At 67.1% G+C, this 19,577-nt stretch carries 22 protein-coding genes and 1 tRNA gene; 10 read left to right on the plus strand and 13 right to left on the minus strand.

The genetic code is table 11. The features are described from left to right. Positions 1–124: 124 nt before the first annotated feature. Both AC3WOH_RS27065 and AC3WOH_RS27070 read left to right on the plus strand, forming a co-directional pair. Positions 125–1,063, plus strand: a complete 939-nt coding sequence (locus AC3WOH_RS27065) for a LysR family transcriptional regulator (RefSeq protein WP_311773822.1) — start codon at positions 125–127, stop codon at positions 1,061–1,063. Further along, the gene (locus tag AC3WOH_RS27070) at positions 1,044–2,078 is read left to right on the plus strand and encodes a Bug family tripartite tricarboxylate transporter substrate binding protein (protein ID WP_492232437.1); all 1,035 of its coding nucleotides are present in this window, start codon (positions 1,044–1,046) and stop codon (positions 2,076–2,078) included. Before AC3WOH_RS27065 ends, AC3WOH_RS27070 begins: the two co-directional genes overlap by 20 nt. 34 nt (positions 2,079–2,112) lie before the next feature. Here AC3WOH_RS27070 and AC3WOH_RS27075 read toward each other — a convergent pair whose 3' ends face one another. Beyond that, on the minus strand, positions 2,113–3,267 hold the full coding sequence (locus AC3WOH_RS27075) for an ABC transporter substrate-binding protein (RefSeq protein WP_492232405.1): 1,155 nt from the start codon (positions 3,265–3,267) through the stop codon (positions 2,113–2,115). A 191-nt stretch (positions 3,268–3,458) separates the two neighbouring features. Here AC3WOH_RS27075 and AC3WOH_RS27080 point away from each other — a divergent pair, with 191 nt between their 5' ends. Next, positions 3,459–3,890, plus strand: a complete 432-nt coding sequence (locus AC3WOH_RS27080; protein ID WP_492232406.1) for a hypothetical protein — start codon at positions 3,459–3,461, stop codon at positions 3,888–3,890. A gap of 27 nt (positions 3,891–3,917) precedes the next feature. Here the strand turns inward: AC3WOH_RS27080 and AC3WOH_RS27085 are convergent, their stop codons facing one another. Both AC3WOH_RS27085 and AC3WOH_RS27090 read right to left on the minus strand, forming a co-directional pair. Beyond that, positions 3,918–4,259 carry a hypothetical protein gene (locus AC3WOH_RS27085; RefSeq protein WP_492232407.1) on the minus strand — a complete coding sequence of 114 codons (342 nt, stop codon included), beginning with the start codon at positions 4,257–4,259 and terminating at the stop codon, positions 3,918–3,920. A 23-nt stretch (positions 4,260–4,282) separates the two neighbouring features. Further along, a complete protein-coding gene (locus tag AC3WOH_RS27090) occupies positions 4,283–4,462 on the minus strand; it encodes a hypothetical protein (protein ID WP_492232408.1) in 180 nt (59 codons plus the stop codon). 252 nt (positions 4,463–4,714) lie between these two features. Between AC3WOH_RS27090 and AC3WOH_RS27095 the strand changes: the two genes are divergently transcribed. Both AC3WOH_RS27095 and AC3WOH_RS27100 read left to right on the plus strand, forming a co-directional pair. Further along, entirely contained in the window at positions 4,715–5,056 is a 342-nt protein-coding gene (locus AC3WOH_RS27095) for an I78 family peptidase inhibitor (RefSeq protein WP_492232409.1), read from the plus strand. Between the two features lie 100 nt (positions 5,057–5,156). Continuing rightward, positions 5,157–6,344 carry an MFS transporter gene (locus AC3WOH_RS27100; protein WP_492232410.1) on the plus strand — a complete coding sequence of 396 codons (1,188 nt, stop codon included), beginning with the start codon at positions 5,157–5,159 and terminating at the stop codon, positions 6,342–6,344. 23 nt (positions 6,345–6,367) lie between these two features. Here the strand turns inward: AC3WOH_RS27100 and hemW are convergent, their stop codons facing one another. The 5 genes from hemW to AC3WOH_RS27125 all read right to left on the minus strand — a co-directional run bounded on the left by hemW (position 6,368) and on the right by AC3WOH_RS27125 (position 11,142). Beyond that, on the minus strand, positions 6,368–7,645 hold the full coding sequence (gene hemW, locus AC3WOH_RS27105) for a radical SAM family heme chaperone HemW (protein WP_492232411.1): 1,278 nt from the start codon (positions 7,643–7,645) through the stop codon (positions 6,368–6,370). Between the two features lie 20 nt (positions 7,646–7,665). Further along, positions 7,666–8,265, minus strand: coding sequence for an RdgB/HAM1 family non-canonical purine NTP pyrophosphatase (gene rdgB / locus AC3WOH_RS27110; RefSeq protein ID WP_492232412.1), 600 nt, complete (start codon positions 8,263–8,265; stop codon positions 7,666–7,668). Positions 8,266–8,315: 50 nt separating this feature from the next. Further along, complete coding sequence (rph, locus tag AC3WOH_RS27115; RefSeq protein WP_492232413.1) at positions 8,316–9,044, minus strand: ribonuclease PH; 729 nt, start codon at positions 9,042–9,044, stop codon at positions 8,316–8,318. 96 nt (positions 9,045–9,140) lie between these two features. Further along, a complete protein-coding gene (locus AC3WOH_RS27120; RefSeq protein ID WP_184857053.1) occupies positions 9,141–10,043 on the minus strand; it encodes a PP2C family protein-serine/threonine phosphatase in 903 nt (300 codons plus the stop codon). 82 nt (positions 10,044–10,125) lie between these two features. Then, positions 10,126–11,142, minus strand: coding sequence for a serine/threonine protein kinase (locus tag AC3WOH_RS27125; protein ID WP_007855567.1), 1,017 nt, complete (start codon positions 11,140–11,142; stop codon positions 10,126–10,128). Positions 11,143–11,217: 75 nt separating this feature from the next. Here AC3WOH_RS27125 and AC3WOH_RS27130 point away from each other — a divergent pair, with 75 nt between their 5' ends. The 4 genes from AC3WOH_RS27130 to AC3WOH_RS27145 all read left to right on the plus strand — a co-directional run bounded on the left by AC3WOH_RS27130 (position 11,218) and on the right by AC3WOH_RS27145 (position 15,386). Further along, positions 11,218–12,135, plus strand: coding sequence for a YicC/YloC family endoribonuclease (locus AC3WOH_RS27130; RefSeq protein WP_492232414.1), 918 nt, complete (start codon positions 11,218–11,220; stop codon positions 12,133–12,135). A 37-nt stretch (positions 12,136–12,172) separates the two neighbouring features. Continuing rightward, the gene (gene gmk / locus AC3WOH_RS27135) at positions 12,173–12,793 is read left to right on the plus strand and encodes a guanylate kinase (protein WP_184857055.1); all 621 of its coding nucleotides are present in this window, start codon (positions 12,173–12,175) and stop codon (positions 12,791–12,793) included. Positions 12,794–12,810: 17 nt separating this feature from the next. Further along, on the plus strand, positions 12,811–13,014 hold the full coding sequence (gene rpoZ, locus AC3WOH_RS27140; protein ID WP_005794722.1) for a DNA-directed RNA polymerase subunit omega: 204 nt from the start codon (positions 12,811–12,813) through the stop codon (positions 13,012–13,014). 98 nt (positions 13,015–13,112) lie between these two features. Beyond that, positions 13,113–15,386: a RelA/SpoT family protein gene (locus AC3WOH_RS27145; RefSeq protein ID WP_492232415.1), complete on the plus strand. Its 2,274-nt coding sequence runs from the start codon at positions 13,113–13,115 to the stop codon at positions 15,384–15,386. Between the two features lie 35 nt (positions 15,387–15,421). On the opposite strand, the gene greB is transcribed toward AC3WOH_RS27145, so the two are convergent. Together greB and AC3WOH_RS27155 are read right to left on the minus strand one after the other, a co-directional pair. Next, positions 15,422–16,015, minus strand: a complete 594-nt coding sequence (greB, locus tag AC3WOH_RS27150) for a transcription elongation factor GreB (RefSeq protein WP_492232416.1) — start codon at positions 16,013–16,015, stop codon at positions 15,422–15,424. Between the two features lie 39 nt (positions 16,016–16,054). Further along, positions 16,055–16,501 (minus strand): hypothetical protein, encoded by a 447-nt coding sequence (locus AC3WOH_RS27155; RefSeq protein WP_492232417.1) that lies wholly within the window; start codon positions 16,499–16,501, stop codon positions 16,055–16,057. On the opposite strand from AC3WOH_RS27155, the gene AC3WOH_RS27160 reads away from it, so the two are divergent. After that, complete coding sequence (locus AC3WOH_RS27160; RefSeq protein WP_492232418.1) at positions 16,482–17,255, plus strand: DUF4177 domain-containing protein; 774 nt, start codon at positions 16,482–16,484, stop codon at positions 17,253–17,255. The two genes, AC3WOH_RS27155 and AC3WOH_RS27160, sit on opposite strands and share 20 nt — an antisense overlap. 232 nt (positions 17,256–17,487) lie before the next feature. Here AC3WOH_RS27160 and AC3WOH_RS27165 read toward each other — a convergent pair whose 3' ends face one another. The 3 genes from AC3WOH_RS27165 to AC3WOH_RS27175 form a co-directional block, all read right to left on the minus strand. Then, positions 17,488–17,799 carry a hypothetical protein gene (locus tag AC3WOH_RS27165; RefSeq protein ID WP_492232419.1) on the minus strand — a complete coding sequence of 104 codons (312 nt, stop codon included), beginning with the start codon at positions 17,797–17,799 and terminating at the stop codon, positions 17,488–17,490. Positions 17,800–18,038: 239 nt separating this feature from the next. Next, a tRNA-Arg gene (locus AC3WOH_RS27170) sits at positions 18,039–18,115 on the minus strand. Positions 18,116–18,403: 288 nt separating this feature from the next. Further along, a complete protein-coding gene (locus AC3WOH_RS27175) occupies positions 18,404–19,555 on the minus strand; it encodes a hypothetical protein (RefSeq protein ID WP_492232420.1) in 1,152 nt (383 codons plus the stop codon). Positions 19,556–19,577: the final 22 nt, after the last annotated feature.

The raw sequence follows: 19,577 nt of genomic DNA on the forward strand, positions 1-19,577 counted from the left end.
AGGCGGGCGAGAAGCCCGCCACAGGGAAACCGACGAGGCCGGCCGCAGGGAACAGGGCGTATCCTAGGAGCGTAGACTGCACATGCCAAACACCTGAATAATCTCTAGTCCATACGTTATGAATATCGAGTTTCGGCACCTGCGCTACTTTGTCGCCGTCGCGGATGCCCGGCACATCACGCGTGCCGCGGAGCGCCTGGGCATGCAGCAGCCCCCGCTGAGCCAGCAGATCAAGGGGCTGGAGGTGGAGCTTGGCGTGCCGCTGTTCCTGCGCCACCCCAAGGGTGTGACGCTGACCGATGCCGGCCAGCTCTTCTATGCCGAGGCCACGCGCCTGCTGCGCGACTGCGCAGCCATGCAGGAGCGCATGCTGGCCTTTGCCGACGGCAGCCAAGGCATGCTTTCCATCGGTTTCACCAGTTCGTCGGCGGCGCACGACTTCACGCCCGAGGCCCTGCGCGTGTGCCGCGCCACCTACCCCGGCATCCAGCTGGTGGTGAGCGAGAACAACGCCGCCGAAATCACCGACGCGGTGGCCTCCTCGCGCCTGCACTGCGGCTTTCTGCGCGTGCCCGTGGCCTGGCCCAAGGGCGTGGTGCTCAAGACCCTGCTGCAGGAGCCCGCCGTGCTGGCCATGCCGCGCGACCACCCGCTGGCGCAGGTGCCCGTGGGCAAGAAGCAGGGCGCCGTGCAGCTCAAGGAGCTGCAAGGGGAGAAGTTCATCTTCGTGCGCAAGCCCGGCGCACCGGGCCTGTATGCCAACCTGCTGGAGCTGTGCACGCGCGAGGGCGTGGCCATCAACGTGGTCTCGGAGGTGGACCGCATGATGACCAACCTGAACCTGGTGGCCGCCGGCGCGGGTATCTCGGTGGTGCCTTCGTCCATGCAGGGCACGCACCACAACGCCATCGTCTACCGGCCGCTGGCACGGTCGGTGAAGCTGGGTGCGCCACTGACCCTGGCCTACCGCAAGAGCGACTGCCATGGCCCCACAGGGGCTTTTGTGGAACTGGTCACGAAGATTGCGGCCGAAAGGGCCCGTGGTGCCACTGCAAGCGCCTGAGTCCGCATTCCCCTCCCCTGCTGCCCTGCCGCGCCGGCGCCTGCTGCGCTGGGCCACGGGAGGTGCCGCCCTGGTGGCGGGCATGCCGGCCGCGCAGGCCGCGGCACCAAATGCACGGTGGCCCAGCCGGCCCATTCGCCTGATCGTGGTGTACCCACCCGGGGGCGTGAGCGATGCGACCGCGCGTGCACTGGCACAACCGCTGGCGCAGGCGCTGGAGGTGCCCGTGCTGGTGGACAACCGTGCCGGAGCCGGCGGCGCCGTGGGCATCGACCTGCTGGCCCGCGCCGCGCCCGATGGGCACACGCTGGCGTTCTCGGCCATCACCCCGCTTACCCTCCAGCCTCTGCTGGTGCCGGGGGCGCGCGATCTGCTCGCACAGGTCACCCCCATCGTGGGCATCATGCACACACCGGTGCTGGTCATCGGCACGCCGGCCCTGGGGCCACGCTCGTTCACCGACATGATCGCCTGGGCCCATGCGCGGCCCGGCGCCGTGCGCTGGGCCAGCTCGGGCGTGGCGACCACGGGGCACATGGTGCTGGCGCAGACGCGGCTGCACAGCGGTGCCGACATCACCCACGTGCCCTACCAGGGCGGCGGTGCACAGCTCAACGATGCGCTGAGCGGCCAGTTCGAGGTGCTCTCCACCAATGTCGCGGCACAGCAGCTCGAGTACGTGGCAGCCGGCCGCCTGCGCGCGCTGGCCGTGGGCGCCCCCGCGCGTCTGGCGGACCTGCGCGAGGTGCCCACGCTGGCCGAACTGGGCTACCCCCGGGCCAACCTGAGCTCGCTGTTCGGCCTGTTCGCGCCCGCGCGCACGCCGGCGGCCGTGGTGCAGGGCCTGAACGAGGCGGTCAACCGCATCCTGGGGGTGGGAGGGCTGGCGGCCTCGCTGCGCGACAAGCATGTGCTGCCGGCGGGCGGCACGGTGGCGGCCTTCGCGCAGCAGATCGCGGCCGACCGGCAGGGCAACGAAGCCCTGGTGCGACGGGGCGGCGCCGTGCTGCGCTGAGCCTCGGCGTCCATGCCCGTTGGCGGTGGTGCTGCTACTGCCGGATGCGCCCGGTCGCACTCACGATGGACAGCTCCACGAAGCGCGAGCCCCCGCGCTGGCCGGGGCGGTAGCCCACGGTGTAGCCGCCCAGGTCCAGGCTGTCGATGCTGTCCAGGGCCGCGGCCAGGTTCTCGCGCGTGGGCCGGGCGCCGGCGCGGCGCGCGGCCTCGGCAATCACCTTGGCGGCGATGTAGCCCTCCATCATGGCGTAGCTCACGGGCACTTCGGGGTCACCGCTCTTGGCCTGCACCTCGCGGAACTCCTTGCTCAGCTTGCTCGATGCGCGGTAGGGGTTGGGCGTGACCTGGGCAATGGAGATGCCCTGCATGTGCTCTTCGGCCAGGCGCTTGGCCAACTGCTCCAGGTCCACGTCGGACGAAGCGAACAGCCGTGCCGTGCCGCCTTCCAGGCGGTACTTCTCGATGAAGGCCGAGGCCGCGGCGCCGCTGGTGATGAGGATGATGGCCTGGGGCTTGGCCGCCTGCAGCAGCTTGTTGGCGTTCTCCATGCGCAGGGTGTCCATCTCGTAGGACCCCTTGGCCATGAGGCTGCCGCCATTCTTCTTCACGGCCTCTTCGGCGCTGGCCACCAGCGTCGCAGCATCGGGACCTTCCTCGTACAGCAGGCCGAGCTTGGTGATGCCCACGGTGGCCAGGTGCTCGGCGATCTTGCCGATTTCGTCGCGCAGCCCGGCGCGCACGTTGTAGAGCAGGGGCGAGTCGGGCTGGAAGGTGCTGCTGCGGTAGCCCACCAGGGCGATCTTCTCCCTGGCCAGCAGGCCCGACTTCTGCAGCGCGGCCAGGTTGCTGGCGCCCATGTAGCCGGCCAGCAGCAGCGGGCGCTGCTCGGCCAGCAGTTGCTGGGTGGCGGCCAGGGTCTGGTCGGCGCGACCGGTATCGTCCTTGCGCGCCAGCACCAGGGTGTTGCCGTTGATGCCTCCAGCCTTGTTGACATGGTTGAAGTACATCTGCATGCCCGCCGAGTAGCCCCGCCCGTCGCTGGCCTTGAGGCCCGACAGCGGCGCCACCTGACCGACCACGATAGGGGCCGCCTGCGCCGTTCCCAGCAGGGCCAGCAAGGCGCCGGCCCAGAGAACGGGGCTCAAAATCCAGGGGCGAACAGGGGTCGCAGCGGCGCTCGGGTTCATGGGTCTCCTCGGGTCTTTGTCGTGGTGGGTGCACCGGAGCCTTCGCGGCCGGTGACCGAGCGCGTTTATACCAGCACTGGCGCCAGGGTGACAGCCTTCTGTCAGCTTCGATCGGGGCAGAAACTGGCCGTACGGTCTTGCGCTGCTGCCCGGAGAGTGCAACCATGGTGGCCTGTTCCCGGGGGAATACCATGAAGAAACTGCTCTTGTTGCTGTGGACCTTGGTGGTATTGCACGGTGCGCTGGCGCAGGCCGGCGAAGCACCAGATCTCGATGCGGTGCAGCTGCCCCCCATCGCGCGGCCAGCAGCCAGCCCCTCCGCCAAGGGGACCAGCCAGGCCTTGGTGGTCGAGCCCACCTACTTCTACACCTACCTGCTGAGCACCAGCACGGGCAACACTTACCAGGTGGGGTCCCAGTCGATCGGTTACCTGACCCGCAACGACGCCTTCATGGAGCTCACGGGCTCCCTGGGCTGCACGACGGCGGGCACCTTCATCCCCTTCGACGGCTACTTCGCAGACCGGTACAACTGCCCCTGGTACAACGGCATCATCGTGGTGGCCTGGGCTCCCAGCCTGGTCTATGCCCCCTGGATCTGGTACTACTACCTGACCCCGTGAAGCAGCAGCGCCAGCCGCCCACGCCGGTCAGCGCGCCACCATGGACAGAACCAGCAGGCGCTCAGCGATGCCATCGGCGCCCTGCTCCATTTCGGCCAGGCTGAAGCTGCCCGCACACCAGCCCCCGTACCAGATGCGAAAAGCCTGGATACCGGCAACAGGGGCATGCTCCCCATACCAGCGGATGGCCTCGTCGATGCGCGAGTGGTAGGTGGCCGTGCCGACCTGGTCGCGCTCATCGAACATGCGCGCACGGTAGCTGTGCGCGCCGTCGTGGGCAATGTGCAGGATCAGGCTGCCGGGCACAGCAGTGTCTTCCCCATGCACGGTGCGCTGGCGAGGGCCGGGATGGGCAACGGCGGCAAACATGGCGGTGTGCTCCTGCAAGGGGGTCAGCCCATGGCCTGGAACTCGCCAGCCACCGTGTCGCCGAACTGCGGCTCCACCTGCACATGGGCCCTGTCGGTGCGGCCCACCATGAGGTATTCGCTCTGCTGGGACTGGGAAGCAGCACGCAGGGGCTGGCCCATCTGCAGGGGATTGGGCTCGCCAATGGGGTCAAGGCGCCTCATCTGAAGGTCTTCGAAGTGCATGGTTTTCATCCTCGCGTGCGGCAAAACAGGGCTGACACAGGGCCATGGCTGCATTGGCGCACTTTCAGCCCGAGCGCAGGGTCGGAGAGCCGAGGGGGCCGGTGTAGGAAACGTCCTGCACAGCGCGGCCGCTCCTGTAGGCACAGTGGCAGCGGTTACGCGGCGTCACCAATGGACGGCCCCCAAGGCGGTATGGTGGCGGGCGTACACCCGTTCCCTTCAGGAGACTCCATGCACCACCACCCCTACGGCTCCCGGCTCGCCACCGCCTTCGCGGGCCTCACCCTGGCCCTGCTCGCAGGCTGTGCCGGTACACCGGCACGTCCGCCTGTCGCCGACACGCCCTCGGTCGGCCCCGGCCCCAAGGGGGGCCTGTGCAATGCCGCACCCGCCCAGGGCGCCAAAGGCAAGCCACCGACGGCAGGCACGGTGGAGCAGGCGCGTGTCGCCTCGGGCGCGGCCATGGCCCGCGTGCTGCGCGACAACCAGCCCGTGACCATGGAGTTCAATGGCGAGCGGCTGAACCTGGTGACGGACGCAAGCGGCAAGATCACAGCGGTGCGCTGCGGCTGAGCCGACGGCCGTGGTGCGGCACCCGGCGGGATATCATGTGGGAGGCGGCCGCCCCTCTCCTTCCTTTCTTCCTTCCATCGGCGCCGCAGGTCTCCGTCCGATGCCCCTGCGCTCGCTCACCGCCCCTACCCCCACCATCCGCGCCGTCGCCGCGCTGTCGCTCACCCAGCTCATCGGCTGGGGTTCCACCTTCTGGCTGCCGGCCGTCACGGGCCCGGCCATGGCGGCCGACCTGGGGCTGCCCCTGCCCCTGGTGATGGCCGGGCCGACCGCCATGCTGGTCGTGATGGCCCTGGTGTCCTGGCCGCTGGGTGCGGTGTTCGAGCGCCATGGCGCACGCCCGGTGATGGTGCTGGGCTCGCTGCTCGGCGCCCTGGGGCTCATGCTCGTGGGCCTGGCCCAGGGCCCCGTCTCCTACCTGCTGGCCTGGACGCTGCTGGGCCTGGCCGGCGCGGGCATGCTGACCACGCCCGCCCAGATCGCGGTGACCGAGATCGCAGGCGACCAGGCGCGCCGGGCGCTCGGCGTGCTGATCCTGGCCGGGGGGCTTACCTCCACCCTGTTCTGGCCGCTCACCGGGCTGCTGCAGGCGCAGTGGGGCTGGCGCGCAGCCACCCTGTGCTTCGGTGCACTGATGCTGCTGGTGTGCCTGCCACTGCATTGGGCGATGCTGGCCCGCCATCCCCGCGAAAAGGCCATGGCACAGGCGGGCGCCGAGACAGTGCCCATCGACCGCTCGCGCTTCGTGCTGCTGGCCATGACCTTTGCCTCCAACGGCTTCGTGACCTGGGGCTTTGCACTGACCATCATCATCCTGTTCGAAACGGCAGGGCTCAGCCATGCCAGCGCGCTGGCGGCCGCATCCTTCATCGGCATCGCGCAGTGGGCGGGGCGGTTGTTCGACTTCGTGGGCGGGGGACGCTGGTCGGGCTTCGCCTTGGGCCTGGCCGCGTCGGCGCTGTTCCCGCTGAGCTTCATCGTGCTGCTGCAGACCAGCAGCTTCACCGGCGCCCTGCTGTTCGCCGTGGTCTATGGCGTGGCGGGCGGGGTGATCGCCGTGAACCGGGCCACGCTGCCGCTGCAGATCTTTCCGGCCGGCGCCTACGCGCGCGCCTCGGCGCGGCTGGCCATGCCGCTGAACCTCTCGTTCGCTGCGGCGCCCCCTGCGTTCGCAGCCATCATGACATCGGCCGGGCCACGCGCGGCCCTGTGGCTGGCCTTTGGCATCTCGATCCTGTCGCTGGCCTCGCTGCTTGCGCTGTGGCGGCTGCAGCGCAGCGCGGGGTGATCCCCCATCAATCAATCGATCAATCAGTCGGCCAGGAACAACTCCTGCAGGTCGCTCAAGAAGTCGAAACCCCGCTCGGTGGGGCGCACGTGGCCACCCAGGCTGCGCTCGATCAGGCCCTTGGCCTCGGCCTTCTCCAGCGCCTTGGCGATGGCGGTGATGGGCAGGCCGGTGCGCTCGGTGAAGTCCTTGAGCTCGAAGCCCGCGCGCAGGCGCAGGACGTTGAGCATGTACTCGAACGGCAGGTCGGCGCGGCGCACCTCTTCGTCCTGCGCAACGGCATGGCCGGCCAGGGCGTTCTCCATGTAGCGCGCCGGGTCGCGAAAGCGCACCAGGCGCACCACGCGGTGCGCAAAACTGAGCTTGCTGTGCGCCCCCGCGCCAATGCCCAGGTAGTCGCCGAACTGCCAGTAGTTGGTGTTGTGGAAGCACTGGTGCCCGGGCTGGGCGTAGGCCGAAATCTCATAGCGCGCCATGCCGGCCTTCCCGGTCATCTCGGTGATGCGGTCGAGCATGGCGTAGGCCTGGTCGTCCTCGGGGATGGCCGGCGGGTACTTGGCGAAGTAGGTGTTGGGCTCGATGGTGAGGTGGTAGATCGAGATGTGCGGCGGCTTGAGCGACAGGGCCAGGCCCACGTCCTCCTCCAACTCGGCCAGTGTCTGCCCGGGCAGCGCGTACATGATGTCCAGGTTGAAGGTGTCGAAGGCCTCGGCCGCCTCCTGCACCGCGGCCAGGGCCTGCTCCCGGTCGTGCACGCGGCCCAGGGCTTTCAGGTGCCGGTCGTTGAAGCTTTGCACGCCGATGGACAGGCGCGTGACACCCGCGCCGCGAAAGGCGCGGAAGCGATCCTTCTCGAAGGTGCCGGGGTTGGCCTCCATGGTGATCTCGCAGTCGGCCTCCAGGCGCAGTCGCGCGCGGATATCGCCGATGAGCCGGTCGATGGCCTGCGGCGAGAACAGGCTGGGTGTTCCGCCGCCGATGAAGATGCTGTGCACCGAGCGCCCCCAGATGAGGGGCAGCGCAGCCTCCAGGTCGGCCATCAGCGCATCGATGTAGCGCTGCTCGGGTACCTCGCCCGGAGCGGCGTGGGCTGCGTCGGCCCCCGTGGCAGCGCCGCGGTACTCGTGCGAGTTGAAGTCGCAGTAAGGGCACTTGCGGATGCACCAGGGCAGGTGCACGTACAGCGACAGCGGTGGCAGGCTCTGCAGCTGCAGCAGGCCGCCGCGCATGTAGTGCTGGATGTCGCGCACCACGGCGGGCTGTGCCGCCTCGCTGTCGGGGACGATGGGAATGTGGGCCATGGAATCGCCGGCGCGGAGTTTCAGAACCAGCGCTCGCGCATCAGCGCCAGCATCTGCTGGGCCGAGCGGCCGCGGTGGCTGTGGGCGTTCTTCACCTCCACGGGCAGCTCGGCAAAGGTCTTGCCGAACTCGGGGATGAACATCACGGGGTCGAAGCCGAAGCCGTTGCTGCCACGCGGCTCGCGGGTGATCTCGCCGACCACGCGGCCCACGGCGATCAGGGGCTCGGGGTCTTCGGGGCTGCGCACCGCCACCAGGGTGCTGACCATGGCGGCACGGCGCTGGTCGATGTGCTGCATCTGCTCCAGGATGGCGCGCACGTTGGTGTCGTCGCCCTTTTCGTAGCCGAACTGCGTGGCGTAATAGGCCGTATCCACCCCCGGCAGGCCGCCAAAGGCGTCCACGCACAGGCCGGCGTCATCGGCCAGGGCCGGCAGGCCCGTGTGGGCGGCGGCAAAACGTGCCTTGGCCAGGGCGTTCTCGACAAAGGTGCGGAAGGGCTCCTTGGCCTCGCCCACGCCCAGGTCGCCCTGGCGCACCAACTCGACCGAGAGGGGGGCCAGCATGGCCTGCAGTTCGGCCAGCTTGCCGCGGTTGTTGGAGGCGAGAACCAGTTTCATCGTACACATCGTTGTTGTCGGTCGGTGCCGCAGGTGCGGCCCGGGGGAGATCAGTCGCGCAGCGCCTGCTGCTGCAGGGTGATGAGCTCGGCAATGCCCTTTTCGGCCAGGGCCAACAACGCATCCATCTCCTTGCGCGTGAAGGCCACGCCTTCGGCCGTGCCCTGCACTTCCACATAGTGTCCCGCACCGGTCATGACCACATTCATGTCGGTGTCGCAGCCCACGTCTTCCACGTATTCCAGGTCCAGCAGCGGTGTGCCTTCGACGATGCCCACCGAGATGGCGGCCACGGGCTGGACCAGCGGGGACTTGGCGATCTTGCCGGCGGCCAGCAGCTTGGTAACCGCGTCCTGCGCGGCCACCCAGGCGCCGGTGATGGCAGCCGTGCGGGTGCCACCGTCGGCCTGGATCACGTCGCAGTCGAGCTGGATGGTGCGCTCGCCCAGGAGCTTCAGGTCGAACACCGCGCGCAGGCTGCGGCCGATGAGGCGCTGGATCTCCTGCGTGCGGCCGTTCTGCTTGCCGCGTGCGGCCTCGCGGTCGCTGCGGCTGTGGGTGGCGCGCGGCAGCATGCCGTACTCGGCCGTCACCCAGCCTTCGCCGCTGCCGCGCTTGTGCGGGGGCACGCGCTCTTCCACCGAGGCGGTGCACAGCACCTTGGTGTTGCCGAACTCGATCAGCACCGAGCCCTCGGCATGCATGGTGTAGTGGCGCGTGATGCGCACGGGGCGCAGCTGGTCGGCGGCGCGGGCGCCGGTGCGGGTGAAAGCGGTCATGGTGTTTCCGGTGTCAAAAGAAGGAGGGCCTTGGAGGCCTCCGGGGTCGCCCGGGCCTGGCGCCGCATGCAAGCCCATGCAGCGCTGCACGCCCGATCAGGCTTTGCGCGCGGCGGAGCGGCGGATGGCTTCGTTGATCTCGGCGATCGAGCGCTCGATGGCCTCGTCGTCCAGATCGTCCACCAGCCCGTCGAGCGGGCCGGCCTGGATGGTGGAGGCGAACACATCGTCGCTGATGCTGTCGGTGGACACACCCTGGGTCGACTCGAAGGCATCGGGCGTCTCCCACTCCAGTGCCACCACGGTCACGTTGTCGCTGCTGTCGCCGGCCTTGCGCAGCGCATCCTCCACCAGTTCGGGCACGGCATGCGACACGGCCTGCTGGGCCATCTGCTTGGCGATCTCTTCATCGCTGAGCGTGCCCCACAGGCCATCGGAGCACAGCAGGATGCGGTCGCCCTGCTCCAGGTAGACCGGGCCGGTGATGTCGTAGATGGGCTTGGTGGGCGAGCCCAGGCAGGTGAACAGCACGTTGCGGTTGATGCGCTCCAGCCCCGGTGGCGGGTTGTTGCGCAACTCCATGTACGAGTGGTCACGCGTGCGCGTGAGCAGGTCGCCGTCGCGCACCATGTACAGGCGCGAGTCGCCGCAGTGGATCCAGGTGGCCGTGCCGGCCTGCACCACGGCCGCTACCAGCGTGGTGCGCGGCGTGTCCAGCATGCCCTTGTCGGTGGCGTAGCGCAGGATCTGGTGGTGCGCGGCCAGCAAGGCACCGGAGAGAAATTCCTGCACGTCCTTGAGCTGGGGCTTGGCCTCGCGCTGGAACAGCGCCGAGACGGTCTGCAGCGCGATCTGCGCCGCCACCTCACCCTCGGGGTGGCCGCCCATGCCGTCGGCCAGCACGAACAGGCCCGACTCGCGCGTGTAGCAATAGCCCATGCGGTCTTCGTTCTTCTCGCGGCCGCCGCGGCGGCTGATCTGGAATACGGAGAACTTCATAGTGACCCACGCAAACAAGGATGCACCCATGCATCGTTACTGAAACTGCACCCTGCCCGAGCCCGCTTTGCGTGGGTCGTTTTCATTTGGGTTTCGCTCCGATCCCGGTGGCTTCACCCACCTTCTGCACATTCTTCTTGGTGTCGGACACCAGGGTATCGAGCTGCAGGCGCATCTTCTCGGCCACCGTGAGCTTGGTGTAGCGGCGCTCGCCTTCGCGGCTGAGTTCCTTTTGCAGGGCGAACACCGACTGCGGGCGCGACAGCGGATCGAGCGCCATGCACCACTCCACCACCTCGATCAGGTTGTCGGAGTACACGCCACGCAGCTTGGTCAGCGCCAGCGAGAGGCGGTCCTTCTCGATGCGCTGGGGCGCTTCATTGGGCGGAAAGCCCTGCATGCAGGCATAGATGCAGGCGCCGATGGCGTAGATGTCGGTCCACGGGCCCATGGACGAGTCGCGCCGGTACATCTCGGGCGCGGCAAAGCCGGGCGTGTACATGGGGCGGATGAAGTTGCCTTCCTTGGACAGCACCTCGCGCGCGGCACCGAAGTCGATCATCACGGCCTTGTTGTCGTCGGTGATGAAGATGTTGGCCGGCTTGATGTCGAGGTGCAGCATCTTGTGCTGGTGCACGATGCGCAGGCCGCGCAGCACTTCGTCGAAGAGCGAGCGGATGGTCGATTCGCGGAAGACCTTCTGCGTCTTCAGGTCGCGCGCGGTGATGATGAAGTCCTGCAGGGTCGCGCCCTCCAGGTAGTTCATCACCATGTAGACGGTTTCGTTCTCGCGGAAGAAGTTGAGCACGCTCACCACCGAAGCGTGCGAGATCTGCGCGAGCGCCCGGCCTTCTTCAAAGAAGCTCTTGAGGCCCAGGCGGTACAGCGAGAGCTTTTCGGACTGCACCTTGGGCAGCAGCTCGCCCGGGGCGCGCGTGGCCAGGGACGAGGGCAGGTATTCCTTGATGGCGACCTGCTGGCCTTCGGTATCGAGGGCCAGGTAAACCACCCCGAAACCACCGGACGACAACCGGCGCACCACACGGTAACCACCAATCGCGGTATCGGGTGGCAAGGGGGCCGGTTTGATTTTTGACATATTTTGCGAAGATGACTCGGGGGTAAGGCGGAACCCGGATAATCGCCGGATCGCAAGCAACCATCAAAAAGTCCAATGCCAGTTTACAGCATGACCGGCTATGCCAGCGCGCAGCACGGCACATCCGCCGCCGGCGCTGAAACCGAGGGCCGTGCCACCCAGGCGCGCCGCCTGGGGCTGGAGATCCGCTCGGTCAACAGCCGCTTCCTGGACCTGTCGTTCAGGTTGCCCGACGAACTGCGCGCCATGGAGCCCGCCCTGCGGACCCTGCTGACCGCCAAGCTCAAGCGCGGCAAGGTGGAAGTGCGCGCCGCGCTGGAGAACGAAGACAGCAACACGCTGCAGGACCCCCCTGCCCGCCTGCTGCAGCGCCTCAATTCCCTGCAGGACTCGGTCAAGTCCTGGCTGCCCAATGCCGCGCCCCTGAGCGTGGCCGACGCACTGCGCCTGTGCGCCAACGCCCATGCGGGCAACGAGGACTGGAGCGAGGCCGTGCCCGCCCTGGCCGAAGAAGCCCTCACGGCGCTGCTGTCCGCCCGCGAGCGCGAAGGCAAGCGCCTGGCCGCCATGCTGCAGGACCGCGTCAAGCAGCTGCGCGAACTGGCCCAGCAGGCCGTGCCCATGGTGCCCCTGCTCGTGGAACAGCAGCGCCAGCGCTTCATGGAGCGCTGGAAGGAGGCCATGGCCCTGACCGACGGCGCCACGCCGCCCGAGGCCGCCCGCGACCGTGCCCTGACCGAGGCGACCGCCTTTGCCATCCGCATCGACGTGGCCGAGGAGATCACCCGCCTGGATTCGCACCTGGACGAGATCGAGCGCCTGCTCAAGAAGGGCGGCGAGGTCGGCAAGCGCCTCGATTTCCTGATCCAGGAGCTGCACCGCGAAGCCAACACGCTGGGCTCCAAGTCGGCCGCACTGGACCTCACGCGCATCAGCGTGGACATGAAGGTCCTGATCGAGCAGATGCGCGAGCAGGTGCAAAATATCGAATGACATTCATGGTTTGAGCGCCCGGCGCACACCTTCATCTATGGACTACCCAGGAAACCTTTTCGTAGTGGCGGCCCCCAGCGGCGCCGGCAAATCCAGCCTGGTCAAGGCCTTGCTGGAACTGGACTCGCACGTCCACCTGTCCATCTCGCACACCACGCGCGCCCCGCGCGGGCAGGAAAAGCACGGCCGCGACTACTATTTCGCCTCGCAGTCCGAGTTCGACGCCATGGTCGAGGCCAATGCCTTCGTCGAATGGGCCCATGTGCATGGCAACCGCTATGGCACCTCCAAGAAGGCGATCGAGGAGCGCATCGCCCAGGGCTCGGACGTGATCCTGGAGATCGACTTCCAGGGCGCGCTGCAGATCCGCCAGGCCTTCGCCAATGCCATCCTGGTGTTCATCCTGCCGCCGAGCTGGGAAGAACTGCGCTCGCGCCTGGAGCGCCGGGGCGAAGATTCGCCCGAGGTGATCGAGGTGCGCCTGAAGAACGCCGCCACCGAGATGGCGGAGGTGGGCAAATTCGACTTCGTTATAATCAACGAACTGTTCGAGCGCGCGCTTTTCGACCTGAAGGCCGTCGTTCACGCCCAGCGCCTGAAGTACGCCGCGCAGCGCCGCGCCCGCGCTGACACCTTCCAGTCGCTCAATATCACCTGAATCCCCGGAGTACACCGATGGCACGCATCACCGTAGAAGACTGTCTGGAAAAGATCCCCAACCGCTTCCAGCTCGTGCTGGCGGCCACCTACCGTGCCCGCATGCTGAGCCAGGGCCATGCCCCGCGCATCGAAAGCCGCAACAAGCCTGCCGTGACCGCCCTGCGCGAGATCGCCGAAGGCAAGGTCGGCCTGGAGATGCTCAAGAAGGTTCCTGGTTGATTGACCGACAGGGCCCCGGCCCCCGAGAGCACCGCTGCCATGCGGTGCTTTTTTTTGCCTTGCCGACCCGCATGGCGTACCCGCGCTACATTTAAGGCATGAACGCGGTGTTCAACACTCCCTCGGCAGCGGCTGCCCGGCCTGGCGACACCCACGCGCCAGCCAGTGCATCGGCCGCGGCGGCCAATGCAGCGGCCGCCAGCTTTGCCGCGCTCACCGACAACCTGGACTACCTGGACGCCCACAGCATCGAGCAGGTGCGCCAGGCCTACCGCTTCGCCGACGAGGCCCACCTGGGCCAGTTGCGCAACAGCGGCGAGCCCTACATCACCCACCCGATTGCCGTGGCGGCCCAGTGCGCCACCTGGAAGCTCGACGCCCAGGCCCTGATGGCGGCGCTGCTGCACGACGCCATGGAGGACTGCGGCGTCACCAAGGTGGACCTGATCGAGCGCTTCGGCGCCCCCGTGGCCGAGCTGGTGGACGGGCTCACCAAACTGGACAAGCTGCAGTTCAACACGCGCGAAGAGAACCAGGCCGAGTCGTTCCGCAAGATGCTGCTGGCCATGGCGCGCGATGTGCGCGTCATCCTCATCAAGCTGGCCGACCGCACGCACAACATGCGCACCCTGTCGGACATGCCGCGCAGCAAGTGGGGCCGCATCTCCTCGGAAACGCTGGAGATCTACGCCCCCATCGCCCACCGCCTGGGCCTGAACCAGACCTACCGCGAGCTGCAGGACCTGTCGTTCCGCCACCTGCATCCCTGGCGCTACGCCACGCTGGCCAAGGCGGTGAACAAATCGCGCAACCGCCGCCGCGACCTGGTGCAGCGCGTGCAAAGCGAAGTGGATGCCGCCTTCTCGCGCATCGGCATGCAGGTGCGCCTGGCCGGGCGCGAAAAGACGCTCTACGCCATCTACCAGAAGATGGACCAGAAGCACCTGAGCTTTGCCCAGGTGACGGACATGTACGGCTTTCGCGTCATCGTGCCCACGGTGACCGACTGCTACACGGCCCTCGGGGTGCTGCACCAGATGTACAAGCCGGTGCCGGGCAAGTTCAAGGACCACATCGCGATCGCCAAGCTCAATGGCTACCAGTCGCTGCACACCACGCTGGTCGGCCCCTCAGGCGTGAACATCGAGTTCCAGATGCGCACCGAGGAGATGCACGTCATCGCCGAGGCCGGCGTGGCCGCGCACTGGCTGTACAAGGCACAGGATGGCGATGGCACGGCGGCCGAGCGCCTGGGCACCAAGTGGCTGCAGTCGCTGCTGGACATCCAGAACGAGACGCGCGATGCCGCCGAGTTCTGGGACCACGTCAAGGTGGACCTGTTCCCCGACGCGGTCTACGTGTTCACCCCCAAGAGCCAGATAATGGCCTTGCCCCGGGGCGCCACGGTGGTGGACTTCGCCTATGCAATCCACAGCAATGTGGGCGACCGCACCACGGCCGCCAAGATCAACAACGAGCAGGTGCCGCTGCGCACCGAGCTCAAGAACGGCGACGTGGTAGAAATCATCACCGCCCCGGTCTCCACTCCCAACCCGGCGTGGCTGGGATTCGTGCGCACCGGCCGCGCGCGCTCCAAGATCCGCCACTACCTCAAGACCCTGGCGCATGCCGAGTCCGAAGGCCTGGGCGAGAAGCTGCTGACCCAGGCCATCCGTGCGGAAGGCCTGGAGCAATTGCCGCCCGTGAATGCCGAAACCCAGCCGATGTGGGACAAGCTGCTGCGCTTCACGGGCAACCGCACGCGCACCGAGCTGATGACCGACCTGGGCCTGGGCAAGCGCATTGCCAGCATCGTGGCCAAACGGCTCATGGTGCTGATGACCGAGCACGGCCACCGGCCCGACGCCCTGCTGCTCAGCCGCGAGCGCTATACCTCGCACGAACGGCTGTCGCAGGGCGCCGTCACCCTGGACGGCAGCGAAAACGCCTCGGTACAGTACGCCCATTGCTGCCGCCCCGTGCCGGGCGACAGCATCGTCGGCTACCTGGGCCGCGGCGAAGGCCTGGTGGTGCACAACGCCCACTGCGGCGTGGCCAAGCGCCTGCAGCACAAGGACAGTGAGCGCTTCATCGCGGTGGACTGGGCCGACGAGCCGGTGCGCATGTTCGAGACCGGCATCGTCGTCACCATCACCAACAGCAAGGGCGTATTGGCCCGCGTGGCCGCCGACCTGGCGAGCGCCGAGGCCGACATCACCCATGTGGACATGGACGATGAGGTGGCACTGGACACCACGGACCTGCGCTTCATCGTCGCCGTGCGCGACCAGGCCCATGTGGAAGCCGCCCTGCGCAACCTGCGGCGCACGCCGGCGGTCATCCGCGCCAGCCGCATCACCCCGGCGGTGTGACCCCTGCCGTGCACAGCATGGCAGCCCTCCTCTTGCTATGAAGCCGCCGGCGCCGCGCCGGGCTCGGCCGGATCGTGGCGCTCGTAGCGCACCTCCAGCACTTCGAGCGAGCGCACCCCGCCCGGCGTCGGCAACGGCACCTCGTCGCCCACCCGGCTCTTGAGCAGGGCGCGGGCTACAGGTGATACCCAGCTCACCTGGCCTCGTCCGCTGTCGGCCTCGTCGATACCCATGATGGTGATGGTGCTGGTTGCGTCTTCTTCGTCCACATACGTCACAGTGGCGCCGAAGAACACCTGATCGCTGCCGGCGTGGACCAGCGGGTCCACCACTTCGGCTACTTCGAGCCGCTTGGTGAGGAAGCGGATGCGCCGGTCGATCTCGCGCAGGCGCTTCTTGCCATAGAGGTAGTCGCCATTCTCCGACCGGTCGCCATTGCTGGCGGCCCAGTGGACCACTTCGACGATCTTCGGGCGTTCGTTGTCGATCAGGTCCAGCAACTCACCGCGCAGCCGCGCGTAGCCTGCAGGCGTCATGTAATTGCGCGAACCCGGGGGAATGGGGGGCAGCGCAGGCCCTTCGTCGTCATCGGCCTGCGCGTCGGATTCCTTGGTGAATGCCTTGCTCATGGGGGCATGTTACCCCCGCAGTGACCCCACCCGCCGGGCTCACCCGTTCGCCGGGCAGGCGGATGCCTTGTTGCCGAATTCCACGAAATTCTCGTTCATCAGCCGTGTCTTGGCCGTGGTGTAGGCGCGCAAGGCCTCCTTGTCCATGTCGGCGCGGATGAAGGCGACGATGCCTTCGAGCTGCGCGTCCATGCCCGCCACGAAATGCCCGCGGCTTTTCTCCAGGCAGCGGGGCAGTGCCAACGCCTGCACCTCCTGTCGCAGGGCCTGCATCGTCAGCACTGGCGTGGACAGACCGACGCGCGGCGTGCTCCGGACCACCTGCATGGCCTCCATCCACTGCTTGTGCGCCTTGTCCAGGCGCTCATTGGCCAGCACGATGGCCTGGGCTGCCTCGGCCTTGCGCTGCGACCTCTGGTAGCCACCCCAGGCCAACGCCGCCACCAGCAGCACGGCCAGGCCGCCCATGAAGACCAGCGTGGACACACCCCGCGATCTTTTTCCCTTGCCCATTCCCATCCCCCTCGTTGGCGACAGCTCGAAGCGGCTGCGCACCTTGCTGGAGCAGCAGCATAAGGCAGCCGGGGGTGTGCCGGCAGGCTTCCTTCATCCCCCAAAAGGGGGCATCGACCCGCCAGGCACAATGCCCGGCCCCGGCAACGGAACACGTGCTGGCACCCACTGTCGTCTCATTGCCGCAGGTTCGCCGGGGTATTGCCGCAGCGGATGGGTGGAGATTTCCAGCATTTGCATGGATCATGCGGATGCCGCCCACCCCCTCCCATCCCTGCACAGGTCCCAGGACTGCAAGACGAAGATGAACAACATCAACTCCGCACTGGTCAAACGGCTCCGATCGGAAAAATCCTGGTCCCAGGAAGAACTCGCCATGGCCTGTGGGCTGAACCTGCGCACGGTGCAGCGCATCGAGACCGATGCAACGGCATCGCTGCAATCGAAAAAAGCGCTGGCTGCGGCCTTTGCAGTGAGCGTCGGGGACCTTGAACACGTGGAGCCTCCCGCCATGCCCAAACACGAGTACAGGACCCTCGACATCGAATGGAAGCAAGGCTTTCTCGCGGGCATGAAGGCTGCGCCCCTGCCCGACCTCAAGACCATTCTCAATCGGGAGGCACAGGAAGGCTGGCGCCTAGTCCAGATACTGTCGCCCGATCTGCAAATGTCGGCCAAGACCGTGCAGACGATGGTGGCGATTCTCGAACGCCCGCTCGCCGGCTGACGCGCCGCCGCCCTGCCAGCCGCTGGGCTTTCACAACCGGGGTGGCCTGCCCACCGGATCTGCGGCTTCATCCTCCACTTCGCCCGCATACGGCCCAACCCCGTCCGGCGACGGCACCGCGCCGGGCTGCGGTTTGGGCCCAGGGGACGGCGCTGGTGTGCTGCCAGGCGGCAGGTCACCAGGGGGCCGGGGCAGATGCTCCGGCACTTGGTGCAGCGGATGCTCCTCGGGATCAGTGGCCATGGCGGACAACTCCGGGAGAAAAGATTCCATGCGACCCGACCCCACCCGCGTTCGCATGAGCCGCGGTCCACGCGGTGTCTGCCGAGGGCGCCATGGCCTCCCAGGCAAGCCCGAGCGCCTTGCACTGCAAGCCCAATTCCTGGGTCGCGGCATGGCACTCCTGTGCATCGAAGCGGAGTGCGGCCACCAGCCGGTCGCTCCCGCGCAACAGCACCTCATAGCCCCGGCCCTCGCGGTCCGTCCAACTGAACAGCACGGCTTCCGCATCTGCCACCACCGGGGTGGATGCGAGGTGTTCCATCGCGGGATCGCGTTGGAATTGGCAGGTGAGGACGTGGGCATGCACGTGGGCGACAGCAGCAGTGGAAGGTCCCCCAGCGTGCGCCGGCTGCGGCGGTGAAGGTGTAGGAGTACGGCGCGAACTGCACGCGGTGGGGAAAGCAGTTGCCCCAGATCACCCCCGGCCAGCGAGCGCGGAATGAAAGCGCAAAGGCACAAAGGAAAAAGCCCTGATACCTTGCGATATCAGGGCTTACCTGTTGGTGCGGCTGGCAGGAATCGAACCCACGACCCCTTGGTTCGTAGCCAAGTACTCTATCCAGCTGAGCTACAGCCGCTAAGCTTTGAATTATAGCATGGATTTTTCAACATTTCAAAAAATCGCTGCTTGCTGCGTTTGCCTCAACGTAAAACCCCGGGGCAATCACAGAACTCGTCTGCTGCACGTATTGTAGCGCACGCCAAAGCGGGCTTCAGGCAAAAAGGCCAAATTTATTGGCCTGCGCTCCGATTGTGCGCACGCCCTCCACGGCGCGTCTGGATGCGCCACCGCTCGGCGGCACCATGCAAAAAGGCCCCGAAGGGCCTTTTTGTGCAAGCGGGCATGGCGCGAATGCGCCGTCCCATTACTGGGGCCAGACCTTGCCCTTGCTCACAAAGGCGCCCGTGCTGGTCTTGTAGCCAAAGTAGATCTCGATGTTGAAGGCACGCAGGTCCGTGTCCGCCAGGTCCATCGAGGGCGTGAACTTCAGGCTGGCAGCATTCGTACCCAGGCTGGAATAGGCCACGCTCTCGGGGAAAGGCAGCACCAGCTGGGCCCAGCCATCGACCTTGCGGAAGAACCAGACGTCCGTCGTGTAGAACAGGCCGTTGGCGGGAATGCGCGCAGCCACCCAGGTGCTGATCTGTGGATTGGCCGCGACTTCTGCCGCGGACTGCGTCATCGTGATGTCCAGCTTGAGGGGCTGGCCGGCGGCGGAAGCCACCGTGGTGGTGACTGTCGTGCCCGTGGCCGGTGGGTTGGTCGTGCCGCCGCCGCCAGGAGGATTGGTCGTGCCACCGCCAGGGCTGGCTGCGTCCACGGGGTCCGGGAAGGCGCTGGTGGTCCAGGTGATGGCGTTGTAGCCCGCGGCGTATTTGGGCATGTCCACATCGATGGCGCCCTGGTAGTCGAAGAGGGCAGCACCACTCAGCTGGCGCACGTAGAGCCACTTGCCCTGGTCGGTGCTGCCGCGGTTGGCATCGAGCTGACCGCCCACGAAGCGCAGGGTGCCGCCGCCGTCGTGCACGACGAAATGGTCAACGTCTTGGGTAACCAGGCGTGCAAACGCGGTGTCGATGCGCTCACCGGTCTGTGCGGCTTGGTACTCGCTGCCACTCAGAGGAGCGGTACGCGTAGGCTCCTTGCCATAGCGCAGCACGAAGGCCGACTGGGTGCCCTGGGGGGCATAGCCGGAGAACAGGAACGAACGCGAACCTGCAGGAATGAAGATCTTGAACTCCTGGCTCTGCATCTGGAAACCAGTGAACTCGGGCAGGGAAAGGGAACCACCACCAGGGAAGGCGCAGCCGCCCGTGCCAAAGCCAATGGCACAGCCCGTCACGCCGGTAGGCGCGTACTGCGCCTTGAAGCCGACCTTGGTGTCAAAGGTGTAGTTGAAGGTGCCAGGCGCTGGCGGCAGCGCGATCTTGTGCGCAGACTGGTGCATCGAAACGAAGTTCGCAGCCTGGGCAAAGGTGGTCAGCGCCGACAAAAATAAAACAATGAGATACCGCATCGAGGACTCCAAAAATAAAAAT

Source organism: Acidovorax sp. FW305-C-20-28 (assembly GCF_058783375.1).